The organism is Pantoea sp. BJFS-204 (genome assembly GCF_049310725.1).
Taxonomy (GTDB): domain Bacteria; phylum Pseudomonadota; class Gammaproteobacteria; order Enterobacterales; family Enterobacteriaceae; genus Pantoea; species Pantoea agglomerans.
Map to the genome: position 1 here is coordinate 17753 of NZ_JBMOWE010000011.1, position 12435 is coordinate 30187.

The window sequence follows — 12435 nt, forward strand, 5'->3', positions numbered from 1 at the left end:
GAGACGGCAGCGTCAGGGTCATTTCTGCTTTACCTTATGGCAGAAACTCACAGGCTCGCCAGGTTTCCGGACCACATAGGAAGGGAAATCCGTAATTTCTGTCTGGCTGAAGGGAGCAAATTCTTCACCTGCAGGCAGACGCCGGCGAAAACCCTCAAGAACGGTTTTTTCCCCTTCAGGCCCGACAGCGGGCATTGAGACGGCCATACTGGCAGGATCGATTCGTGAATAATAACCCGACCCGTTTTTCCTTTGCTTGAACATATACGTGAGCGTCAGACCGGGTGCGGTGCTGCCATGCGTTATCCAGGTGGCGACACCCCGTCCTGTGGTCAGGTCAGCCTTCCGGCTGATAACAGTTTCCCGGATCTCCAGCCGGGTCGGCAGGCGCACCATACCGTCTTCTGGCAGATCCTGGCGGCAGATCACCACACTCCCGGGCGGATAAGCCTCATCAAGACGGCTCATTTCCTCATTCGTTGCCGCTCCAGCCGCTGGTATCAGTCCAGAACAAAGTAACCCGCACATCAAATCCCTTATTACGGCTGAATTCACTCTGAAACCACTCCGTCCGCCTCTTTGCTTTGAGCGCCAAAAGGCGTTTCGCCGATCTCCCTGAGAATGGATGTCCATCCGTTGCTGAACCAGCCGCCCGGATCTTCACCGTTAAACACCTGCTGCAGCCAGCGGGCAGATGAACGGTGAGGCGAGTCCTGAAAATAAACGTGATGATGCTGGCCTATGACAGTCGAGAATCCAAAATTCGGGTGCTCGGGCGTCCAGTCAAAAGTATTGATGGACAGCCGGGCACCTTCTGTTTTGAGAAGCAGGAGGAATCTTTTCATATTCCCGTATCCGCCGCTCCCCATATCGCTGTTCAGATGAAAATCATTGATGACGCCGGGAGTGATCCGTTTTGTCTGCATATCCTTACGTAATATGAGCAGGGTGCCATTGTGCATACCGCCGGATATTCTCAGAAACTCAAACGTGTAATCGCTTTTACTTTCGGCAGGAAAGAAAAACTCCCGATACCCCACAGAGCCAATGTCAACAAACGGAAAGGGTTGCCCGCTTTCTCCCAGCAACCATTCAGCGGAGGAGCCAAATTTTTCAGCAATCACGTCCGCAAGCTCAAACGTAAGCTCCTGCAGCCCGTCCATGATATCCATCAGGAGCCCGGGGGATGTATTAAGCTGTCTGCCGAGCCGGACCAGGTCAAAGGTATCCAGCGTCCTTCCTCCGGCATAATCCCGAAAATAATTGTCCGCCATCAGCCGGTCAAACAGCCACCTGAGTCGCTTGCCCGTTTCGTGCTGCCAGCGTTCCCGTTCTGACATCATGGGCTCCTGACTGACGACAGGCTGATAATACTCCCGCAGGGCAGTCCGTATTTCGCCTTCCAGCGATCGTTCGTTTTTCATTGCTGACTGCTCGATGCGCTGATAGAGCGCGTCGTCCACGTTACGGGCCTGAATTTTCGCCATGACTCAACCTTTCTTCTTTTTGCAGGCAGGTGACAACAGGCTGAACGGAAAAGACAGTGTGCGTCAAATTAGAGGCTATTAATTCTCAGTGTACTTATAATGAGTCAATAAGAATGCACTTTTGGAAATGTCGCGTTGTTAACAGCTAAAACTGTTTCATTCCGCAATTACCGCATCACCCTGTCTGTATGATCCGACTTTTTCCCGATACGGCAGTAACCGGAAGCGTAGCACGGCGGCGGGGCGGGGAAAAGCCCGGCGCAGGCGGCCCTGCCATGAGTTATGACGCTATATGTAGTGGTTACAACAGCTGATATAGCCACCATATGTAGTGTCCTGCGCAAAAGCCGCCACTGACCAGTCAAGATCCGGTTCCTACGGTTTTCGGATCTCATAGATTTAACAACAAGGAATTGATGCAAGCGCTTCAAATTAGCCTGGGATATTCTTACCTTAGATATTATGATGGAAATCTGAGCAGTTCGCGGGGTTGCTTAGGCCATATCTCTCCTTTAAGAAGCTGCTCTGCAAGAAATACAAATAATATTATCGTGGGAATATCTTAAGTAAGGAAAAAACATGCCTTTTAACCCATTTGGCGAAGGGATCTTTAAAATGCTGGGACCAGAGATCCATAATAAATCCATCATCAAGTTAAAACGTTCTAAGGGAGTATTAACGGAAACTGAAATAAAGGCATTAAACTTGCTGGAGAAAATTGTTAAAACTTCTTCTTACAGGATATTTACGCAGGTGCATTTATTGCAGATCTTTGACGTTGATAAAGAAATAATTAAAGACGCGTTAAAGATTAATCATGTTTTGGAAGAATTAAAATATCCTCATGAAGAGAAACTGGTAAAATATTGGCGCCATCAATTAGGATTTAAATCTGTAGATTTTCTGGTGTGTAATAGTATAACTACGCAGGTAATATTTGGTGTTGAAGTCGATGATCCTACACACAACGACGTTCAAAGAAAGCAGTGGGATGAAATAAAAAACACAATTTTTAAAGGCGCAAAAATACCTCTTTTAAGGTTTACCAATCAACAAATAAATTATTTCAGTGACAATAAAAAGCATAAAGAATTCTATGAGTTAGCCATCGATAAAATGAACGAGTCAAAATGTTCAATTGTGGATTTTCACGAAAAAAATAACTCTTTTTGAACAGCAGACAGGAAAAAATCCGAATTAAGCCTTTTCCCCTGGCCTGCGGGAGATAACAAAAAGGAATGTGCAATGCGCAGTGAATGAATCAGTTAACTTTCAATTGGGACAGAATTACTTTTATAAGCTGTGTTAGGGGGGGAAATATAATATTATTCAGGTAAGCGAAGCTGACAGGGTCTTGGTGAAATTCTGAAAGCCAGACGCTGCCGATTAGTTGCGATCAGGGCTAACTTCTGGCCTGTACGCGATGGGAAAGCTATACCTTAACAATTTAGTTAGGTACTTAAGCTTTTGAATTTTTGGGCTAAAAAACTAAATGAGCAGCTTCAATGTAAATCTCAATGTAGGGAGAAGTTATGGAATTTAGAAAGGTAAAGAACATACCAGATAAGTCAGAAAAAAATACGGTCTACCTAGTTAAAGATGGATGGAATGACTGGTTTTACTGGGAAACTCTTTTTACTATGTTTTATAGCAATGACTCTGGTGAATTATCCAAGATTGGCTATACAAAAATAGCAGATAAAGATATGAAGGCGTCATCTTCACTTTCAGAGGAGGAAAAGGGAGAGCCTTTCTATACTCCTGACCTACCTGATACATTCCCCTATCTGGATGAAAGTTTTTTCTCTCTGGGTCAAAGCGAGAACTTTTATGAAACTCTTAACCAAATAACTGGAAATACAAGAGTTGAAATACTGAAAGGCATCAGGGACTGCGCATACAATTTGGAGATTTTTGAAAATTACAAATCTCACCCTGCTATGAGGGATTCTCTTTTAAGGGACATTAGCGAAAGGAATGTTAAAGAATCTTTGCATGCTATTGCTTATGAAGAAGACCACAACAGGCCTTTCAATTTCTCCTATCTTTTCCCAACCAAAGATGTTAATGAACATGAAATAAGGCTCGAATTCAGCGTTGACAATAAAGACATGCCACAGAGCAATATCCAAGCTATAATTGGCAGGAATGGAGTAGGTAAAACAACCTTATTTTCAGGTTTTATTAAAGGTGTAATAAAACTTGATACTGATAATGAAAACCCTGTCGGATCTCTTCAAGTAAAGGAACATGTTGAGTGGGAAGACAATAGCACATATTTTAACTCACTAAACTTATGTTCATATAGCCCATTTGACAGGTTTGGCCCTGTCGGAGTTAATAATCTCCCCTCTGGAGTTAAATATCAGTATATAGGTTTGATGGTACTAGATCAGAGAGGAGATAACAATGAAAATAAACTAAGACCAAAAAGTTCAGATGAACTACATGCAGAGTTTTGCAAAAGTATGCAGGAATGTTTAATAGGAGTACGAAGGAACAGATGGGAGGAATGTCTGAATATTTTAGAGAATGATCCACTATTTTCTGAGGCAGGCGTTTCGAAACTCGCGCAATTCGAGGATAAAGACTATTCAAAGAACTGGAGAGAGGTTGTTAAAAAATTTCTGAACAAGCTAAGCTCAGGTCATCTGGTTACGCTACTCAGTATCACTAAATTGGTTGAGGTAACAGAAGACAGATCTCTGACTCTTATTGACGAACCTGAAGCTCACCTGCACCCTCCGTTGATTTCTGCTTATATCCGTGCTGTCTCACATCTTATGAGTGAAAGAAACGGAGTAGCGATTGTTGCCACACACTCTCCGGTAGTTCTTCAGGAGGTTCGCTCAGACTGTGTATGGATATTAAACAGAACAGGTCAGTATGTCAGTGCCGACCGGCCGCAAATTGAGACGTTTGGGGAAAATGTCGGAACCCTGACGCGTGAAGTATTCAGCCATGAAGTCGTGAACACGGGCTTTTATAAAATGATAGCGGACGCCTGTGAAAAATTTTCTACTTTTGATGAAGTGAATAATTATTTCAGTAATAAGTTAGGCGGAGAAGCACGAGCATTAGTCCGGTCCCTTGTAAATAAGAAAAAAAGGGATAGCGATGATTAATATAAGCAAGCCAGCCATCAATGATATCAACATAATTATCAATTGTGCTTCAGCTTGTACTGATGCTTTATTAGCGCAGGAATTGAGGGGCGCAATTCCACACTTCACACAGATTTATCAAGACTATGATCGTTTGATGACTTCGAGTAGGGGCTATACGATACCGCGTTCGCTGGCACATGGAAATCTGAACGCAGATTTTATGAAAAATATCTATACCAAACAACTTGTAGGCAAAACAGGCTGTTGCCGCAATGATTATGATAGAATTTTGGCTTCGGCACCAAGAAAAAAATGCCCTATGTGTTCGGAAAGTATAGTAACAGCCTTAGACCATCACGTGCCCAAATCAACTTATTTTCTCTATTCTGTTTTCCCAAAAAACCTAGTGCCTATCTGCTCCAGATGTAACGAAGCAAAAAAACACACAATGCCTAACCAACTCGATAAACAGTTCATTCATCCTTATTATGATAACTTTTCACAAGCACAATGGTTTGAAGTCAGATTCACAAGCATGAACCCTATAGAGTTGACTTTCGTATGTAAAAATAACATTCACTTAGGAAACGGTGCAGACGAGAAACTTAAAAGCCATTTCAGACGCTTGAAACTAGATGAGCTTTATTCTTCAAACGCCATAGTCAGACTAGAAGATCTGAAAAATAATTTCCAGCCTCTACTGGTTCTGAATGATTGGGATTCGGTTTATCAGGAGCTTATTGATCAAAAAAATATGGTTAGTCGTCGCCCTGACTCTTGGGAGTACGCCTTATTTAGTAAGTTAATTAACGAAAGATGGTATATAGAAGGCGGATTTGCAAATATTTAGTATAGTCATCAACATATATCACATTGAATCACCATGAAATTGATTAAAGAATTATTTGAGTAATTGAATTATCAAAGTAACGCAATATCTTTAGCTAGCGTCATCTGACTACCGATTAGAGACGCTAGCTAATTGCACGGCCTGCTACTCGGGCCGAGGTTTCTGAGTCTTTCACTTCTTCTTTCACCCTTTTCCGGATCTGGTTGATTCAGCAGACAAGCTGTGTGAAGGATGTAGTGAAAAAAGTCACAATGCAGCACAGAAGAGCATATTTTGCTGTTAGTGAGGTTTATTACATTTATACATGTAAGCAGACAGAATGCAGCAAAGACTGCGTTGAAAGAATTTGCACATAACAACGAAAAAATCACGCCGGTGGCTCACAGCGCACTGTTTAAACGTTCCACACCTGTAGCCCGTCACTTTCTGGACATAGCCTGCCGGTAGCACATTGCCGGGAATGAGATCTCAGCACGCAGAATTTCCTTTCGATGAATTTGATGAATTCTGCGATAGTTCGCGGGGTAACCCTCTCAATTTTTAAATCTCCGCTGTCCGGGGTCATGGAACGTATTTTCGCGCATCTGTCCAGAAAAACCGACCGCAATAAATCGGTGATCGGGTAAGGACGGATCGGCCTTTTTTCCGCTATAAGGAATATAACCAGGTACGCCTGCTCGCACACGCGGCGTCGCTAAAGGAGCGGGTACAGTTTCTTCACGGCTATCTGTCTGATGAAACTCGATTTTTTTACAAAAATGCAAGATATGGCTGGTGCGGGGCGATACCAGGCACTCTATGCTGGATGCCTGGTCACGCATATGGTTGTAAGATGAAGGCCTTCCCGTCTGAAAACAGCTCAGCCATGCGGCAATCGCTGTGACCAAAAGCCAGGTAAAAGGAACAAACCATGTATAACAATCTCTACGCTCTGACTGACAGCCTTTTCTGGGTTGATGAACTGTTAAACAATGGATATGCAGATATAGAATTCAGTGAGTTGTTGAATGAGTTAAATGAATACAACAAAAAAATAGACCTGCTCATAAGCCAAGCTACTAATGCTTTACAACCCTCCCGACTCAATGTTTATATGGCCGGAGATAAAAACATTGCTAACTACCGAAGCGGAATTTTCTCAATGGACCGGGTCATCCTGGATGACATCCTATATTCACTGACTCTGCGACACAGGGTTAACTTAACGGAAAACGTCATTGACAAATTTGTCGAGACTGACAGCGATGAAAGGTCAGACAAACTAAGAAAAGAGATAGCTTCATTTATAAGCTTTGCGAAGGAAAACTTTCTCCTCATACAGGGAGAATTTATTGTTTTCACAAGAAGTGAATCGGTAATTAAAGAATCCGAAAGGGCTAACGGAATATTAACTGATAATGCTGAGTCGAAATTCATCTATCGCTATCTTCCGGCCGAAATAGCCCGACTTTATGAAAAGAAATTATCTGTACAAAATATCGGGAGATTAGGGCGCAGCAACAGGATTCAATTATTGGACAAAAGAGCTTTAGCAAATGAAATCATGATTAAAATCGAGGGCTGCAGAAGCAATTATACTAATGGCTATATGTATCAGCACGCCGGAAAAGTCACTGATAATGGTGATGGCATAGTGCTCTCGGATATTGTGATGGGTGCCCACCGAGATAAAAAAAGCTATGAAAGGTGGGTGCAAGGTGCAAAAAACCGCACCGTTCTCTTTCATTACAGGAATCTTATAGCTGATCTTGAGCAGGCTCATGCAGGAAGGGCGTCCCTTGGTACCTACTGTCCTCTTCAGGGGGAAGTTCTTCGTAAGCTGGATCCGAAAGATGAAGTTCAGAGAGTCAAACTTTCCGTAGATGTGCCGTTTCTGGAGGGACTAACTCCCGGTGAACTTTTCAGCATCAGAACCGAGTTCGAGTCGAGCTTTAACGCATTCCGGGCGGTGTTACGTGACACTGCTTTTGATATGGAAGCAGAGAGTGACCCTTACCGGAGGCAGCTGATAAACAGACGGTTTACAGAGAGAGTCTGGGATGAAGGACTGAGTGATATTGAGCAAAAAATTGAAGCATATAAGCGTAGAAGTAAGAAAGACCTTTTACTGAATGTCGCACCGGCAGTTATAGGGATCATAGGCGCACCAAGCTGGGTAACAATGACAACCGGGGCTATATCGCTACTGAAGGGGCTGTATGATAGCCACAGCCATTCTGCCGAAATTCAGAGTCATCCTTCATATTTCCTGCTAATGACGTCAAAAACGAAAGATAAAAATCATTAAAATCGAGCTTAAAATTATGATGATACAGTTCTGGCTTAAGCAATTTAACAAAAAGAAGCACGATAGTGACCGGATCACATTAAATTTCGATGTGGCAATTCACTATGATTTTTATGATGTAAGAATGACCACCGGAAAAAACGAAGAACACCTATACATGTTCAAGAGTTTCTCCGGGGGCCGAGTTCAGGCATTAAAGTATGACGGCTCTGCCTTTTCAATCATGACAGAATTAAAGCCAGAAGATTTAAATCAGCAATATTTTTCTGTAAGACATTACTATAAAGCAAATGAGTTTATTTATAACAACTTAAAAGAATTAACACTTAAAAACACATTTCATAAGATTACAGCATTATCTGGTAACTTCCGTCGTTCCTATGCTCAGTACAGGTTTAACAAACGGACACTTTTAATGAAGGATCGGCTGGAAATTCTGAGTGTTGTACTTGATGAATATTTTATCGAAGACAAACCACATGGAATTAGCTCTATATCAGTAATGAATAAAATTTATACTTCAAAGTGGCTTTTTCATCCTGAAAGCACAAACTCTCACAACAGGATAAGGTTTTACCTTAACTCTCTGGTTGTAAGTGGCGATCTGAAAATAGATGGCACGGGTAATTATCTCGCTCAGCCTAAGGCTCTTGAAACACTTGAAAAGTACCGACATGAAAATGACAGGGAACAACGGGACAGCAAGATCAAGAACTGGACACTTTTCTGGAGCATCCTGGCAGTCATTTTTACAGTATTCAGCGCATGGGGAACACTCGTACAGGCTGGCATTCTCCCTAAGTGGACACTCTGATCCACATCCAGGAACTCTACTCTCAATACCTGGTAAGAGAAGAAATACCTTCAACGACAAAACACCGACCATCGGCGTCTCATCGTAATGATGGTAGAATGTTCGGAACAACCTGAAAGAGAAGAATAATGAACGCTCTGACCATTTCACTTGTTGCTATCATGATCCCCGGCGTCATCATGGCATTGATTTATGATACCTACACGCAGCACAAACCCTGGGATTCCTTTCGCTACATACTAATGTCAATTGTTTTTGGAATAACAACCTATCTGGTGATGCAGGGGCTTATTTCGGGATATCAGATCTTCCATGGAATAAAAGATACCAAGTCTATCGATTGGTATCTTCTTTCAGTATGGTCTGTGGCGAACGGTGAAGAAAAAATAAAATTAAATCCGTTAGAAATATTATGGGGCGGATTGCTTTCTGTTCCGCTTGGACTCTTTTGGGTTTTTATCTCAACCCGAAGATCGTTACATGAATTTTTGCTAAGGAAGGGCATATCCAATAAGTATGGCGATGATAACGCCTATATCCGTTCTCTGGAGATTCTTCATAAAAACGGCGGGAGTTGCTATGCACTCCTTCATGAAGATAATCTTCTGCTCCATGGAACGATATTTCTTTATAATGAAAGTGACAAAACTCAGGAGCTCGGCCTAGAAAATGTGACGGTTTTGCATGCCGAGACGGGAAAACAGCTCTGGATGACAAATTTTATGTATCTGTCTAAGGAGTACGGCAAGATGGTAATTTTCGAAAACTACATAGAGGTGCCTAAAAATGTCGAAAGATCAGGATCAGAAGGCGCAGCCGAAGAATAATGTTTTTCATGCAGTCGCAATGGATGGTCTTCAGGTAGCAAGAGAGGGCTATCAAAAATCTACCTCTGGTAATCAGTTAATGACAGAAGGCGTGCAGCGGGGTCAACGTCATCACGTTACGGGTCTTCAGCCGAGGGAATACGGGCAGCAGACGGCGCCATCGGCTTCTCCGCAGCGGACGTTTGCCCCGGCAAACGGGCCTAAAGTTCCTCCCAGGAAGCCATAATCAGTACTGGTTGACTTGCTTTAAAAATATCTCAGGAGGCCTTTAATAAAGCCTCCTGCAGATAAGTAAAATTATGACTGATGCTTACTGAAAAGCATGCTTAAACCCTTCCTCGGCTTATAACTAATTTTTACCTTTATCTTTATAAGGTAAACAGTCGCGTTCATTCCAAAAGGTCAGAGTGCGCTTTTCCGTGAGTTGTTTTTTCAATGACTCAATGAGATCAAACATACTCTGCTCATCCGTTACCAGAGAAACATCCTGTATATACTGAAATGCATCGGTTCTCATCTTACTCAGTGCATTTCTTTTATTCAGCGCACCCTGTATAGTTGAAAAAGCAAAACGATACTTCCACTCTTCAGACTGCATCCGTGATATGAGATCATTATATTCATGGGTGACATCTTCCCATTCTAGCCGTTTATCCAGAGCTTTATCAAAATGAGCAGGTGCAACTCGACTTGGTTTTTTTCCAGCAAGGATTGGCATGCCTGCTTTTAAATAAGCCTTTGCAATAAATTCTGAGTAAAAAGATGCATGACTCACGCTTTTTAAAAAAAACCTTTTATTATAGCTTTGTTGCCAAAAAAAAAGAGCTGCTGTGATTAAACCATCCCGTTCCGATTCGCTGAGTCCTTTAAGGCGAATTACACTCCAGTTATCTTTGATACTCTTTAACTCATCCAGTAAAAATGTTAGGTGAACTCCGCCATCCGCCGTTGAATGGATCAACGTCCCATCGCCAAGGTGCAATTCCACATGACTTGAACGTGCTTTAGGGTAGACAGCTTTCTGTGCGGAGACCAGTGTCATTGACGCACTAATGCGGCCTGTAACAAGGAATATATCGTCAGCCATTATCGTCATGCTAAATTCCTTACATACCTGATTGGTTTATTTCTCGGGCAATATTCCCGCTAAGGCTGGTTATTAACGGCCTTAGCGGGATGACGATTCCCGTATTTTATAGAAAGATTACGGTACAGGATTTAAAGTGCGGTTATACATGGAAGCATCAATCGATACCTTCATGTGATTAACGAATTCTTTAATGTCCTTCATGGCCTTAAGTAAGATTTCTTTATTCAGTGGGACGTGGTTGCCGTCCTTATCCACGCCGTTACGGTGAACAATGTCATGCCGGACTTTGGCGATTAGGATCACCGACGGCATGTTATTTCTGACGTCCACCGGCGTCTTCTCGCCAAGTATCGCGCTGTATACAGGTACGGTTTTTTCAATATTATGATACAGGTAATCGGAGAGCGTTTTTAATACGACCTTTTTAACGACAGCGCTGTCTGAATAAACCTCCATCAACGACAGCTTGATGATTTTTAATTCAGTTACGCTTGTAATGGCATTTTTCAGATAATAGTCATCACTGAGCACCACGCTTTTAATCATGTCACCGAGGCAGGTTTCCATCAGCGTGACGGAATAGGAATAGGTCATTTTCAGTAGTGACTCAGACGGTGAATCCGGTAGATCATCTTCCAGAGCGGACATCTGATTGAAGAACGATGCGTGGGCCAGATCGTCCTGGGTTAATCGCGCCAGTTCTTGCTCGAAATTCTCTTGCTCCCAGTCAGGTTCCCACGTGAGGCCAGCCAGGTACTCTTGTTTGGCTTCCTCCCATTCTGGATCGCCCTCCACCACGCCCCAATCGACGTGATCGCGAAGCCATTCATTCATCGCTTCTTCTTCTTCAGCCTCTTCAAGCAGCCGCTTAGTAAAACTCATTTCGATTCCTCCTTTTGATTTGCTTGAGATCCCGTAGATGTCCCGGCATCTGCATCCGGCGCTGAAAAATGGCCGAACAGCGCAACAGTCCACGTTTCCTGAACCAGCGCGGCGAGTTCCCGGCACTCCTTCAATATCGGCCTGAAGGTTTCTTCATCAACGGTGAAATGTTTTATCTCTGTTCCTGTACTCGTATTGACAATTTTATGTCCGTTTGCGTGAGTAAACTCAGTTTCATTGCCGTTACCCCATCCTACGAAAATCGTACCATGGATGTACTGATTACGGGTTTCAGTGAGCTTTATCATTCTCCGGTTTATGTCCTTGAGGGATTGTTCCACCTCCGTGGTGATCCATTTAGAATCCATAAACATGGAGCGGAATACTTTCAGCAGCGGTGCGGCTGAATATTCAGCCATCGCCGCTTGCATAATGTTCTGATCCTGAAGCCCGGATTGTGTTGCCAGCATAGTAATACCCATGCGCATGTTCAGGCAGATGATTTCAAACTCTACGGCAAACTCGCCCATCAAGCTGTAAAGCGCGGCTTTCTGTGAACGGTAATCATTGTCGCTTATTGCTCGGGTCATGACTGTTATCCTTTATCTGAAGTGTGTTCCTGTTAGGTATTATGACTTTGTTTATCGGCTGAAGACCTTTTGGGTTTAATCCTATGACCCGATTATGCAGGTAGGGAATTCCAAGAGATTTGCATACGATTTTCTCCTGTGCCCTTCATTCACATCCAGCGCTGGTTTAGATCGGATTCAGAGATGCCATTACCTTCTCACAAGGCTCTCTTCGCTCAATGCCTAGTACCGCCGGGAAAAGCAATGTCCGGCGGGAACAGGAGGAAGGGCGTCGTCGAGGCGCTTGAAGATCTTATCGATAGCCGATGAGGTATCCCTCACAAATTTCTGGTCTACGATAAAGGGATGTCCCAGCGTTCCGAGTCCATTCGTGTTTTTCAGAAAATATTCATCCACAATGCTCATGTTATGGATACCAATATGCCTGACCTGAAAGGCAATACCTACCAGATCAATATCTTGCTGAATGGAGGTAAAATCTATCCCCGTTTTATTCAGTTC

Annotated in this window: 11 protein-coding genes; 6 read left to right on the top strand and 5 right to left on the bottom strand. The window is 43.1% G+C overall.

The genetic code is table 11. From position 1 onward, the window contains the following. Positions 1-18: 18 nt before the first annotated feature. The gene (locus ACO6VX_RS21280; RefSeq protein ID WP_124890871.1) at positions 19-468 is read right to left on the bottom strand and encodes a hypothetical protein; all 450 of its coding nucleotides are present in this window, start codon (positions 466-468) and stop codon (positions 19-21) included. An 83-nt stretch (positions 469-551) separates the two neighbouring features. After that, entirely contained in the window at positions 552-1487 is a 936-nt protein-coding gene (locus tag ACO6VX_RS21285) for a FitA-like ribbon-helix-helix domain-containing protein (RefSeq protein WP_124890869.1), read from the bottom strand. A gap of 579 nt (positions 1488-2066) precedes the next feature. Here ACO6VX_RS21285 and ACO6VX_RS21290 point away from each other — a divergent pair. The 6 genes from ACO6VX_RS21290 to ACO6VX_RS21315 all read left to right on the top strand — a co-directional run bounded on the left by ACO6VX_RS21290 (position 2067) and on the right by ACO6VX_RS21315 (position 9372). Continuing rightward, positions 2067-2660 carry a DUF2726 domain-containing protein gene (locus ACO6VX_RS21290; protein WP_422431980.1) on the top strand — a complete coding sequence of 198 codons (594 nt, stop codon included), beginning with the start codon at positions 2067-2069 and terminating at the stop codon, positions 2658-2660. Between the two features lie 359 nt (positions 2661-3019). Continuing rightward, a complete protein-coding gene (locus tag ACO6VX_RS21295) occupies positions 3020-4612 on the top strand; it encodes an AAA family ATPase (protein WP_033768242.1) in 1593 nt (530 codons plus the stop codon). Then, positions 4605-5444 (top strand): hypothetical protein, encoded by an 840-nt coding sequence (locus ACO6VX_RS21300; RefSeq protein ID WP_172607946.1) that lies wholly within the window; start codon positions 4605-4607, stop codon positions 5442-5444. The genes ACO6VX_RS21295 and ACO6VX_RS21300 overlap by 8 nt, the downstream gene beginning before the upstream one ends. Before the next feature lie 910 nt (positions 5445-6354). Continuing rightward, positions 6355-7731, top strand: a complete 1377-nt coding sequence (locus ACO6VX_RS21305) for a hypothetical protein (protein ID WP_172607947.1) — start codon at positions 6355-6357, stop codon at positions 7729-7731. A gap of 16 nt (positions 7732-7747) precedes the next feature. Next, positions 7748-8545, top strand: a complete 798-nt coding sequence (locus tag ACO6VX_RS21310) for a hypothetical protein (protein WP_172607948.1) — start codon at positions 7748-7750, stop codon at positions 8543-8545. Positions 8546-8673: 128 nt separating this feature from the next. After that, positions 8674-9372 carry a hypothetical protein gene (locus ACO6VX_RS21315; RefSeq protein ID WP_422431975.1) on the top strand — a complete coding sequence of 233 codons (699 nt, stop codon included), beginning with the start codon at positions 8674-8676 and terminating at the stop codon, positions 9370-9372. 349 nt (positions 9373-9721) lie between these two features. Here the strand turns inward: ACO6VX_RS21315 and ACO6VX_RS21320 are convergent, their stop codons facing one another. From ACO6VX_RS21320 to ACO6VX_RS21330, 3 genes are all read right to left on the bottom strand, one after another. Further along, a complete protein-coding gene (locus ACO6VX_RS21320) occupies positions 9722-10468 on the bottom strand; it encodes a hypothetical protein (RefSeq protein ID WP_422431971.1) in 747 nt (248 codons plus the stop codon). 108 nt (positions 10469-10576) lie between these two features. Continuing rightward, entirely contained in the window at positions 10577-11344 is a 768-nt protein-coding gene (locus tag ACO6VX_RS21325) for a hypothetical protein (RefSeq protein WP_422431969.1), read from the bottom strand. Then, positions 11341-11934 carry a hypothetical protein gene (locus ACO6VX_RS21330; RefSeq protein ID WP_422431967.1) on the bottom strand — a complete coding sequence of 198 codons (594 nt, stop codon included), beginning with the start codon at positions 11932-11934 and terminating at the stop codon, positions 11341-11343. Before ACO6VX_RS21330 ends, ACO6VX_RS21325 begins: the two co-directional genes overlap by 4 nt. Positions 11935-12435: the final 501 nt, after the last annotated feature.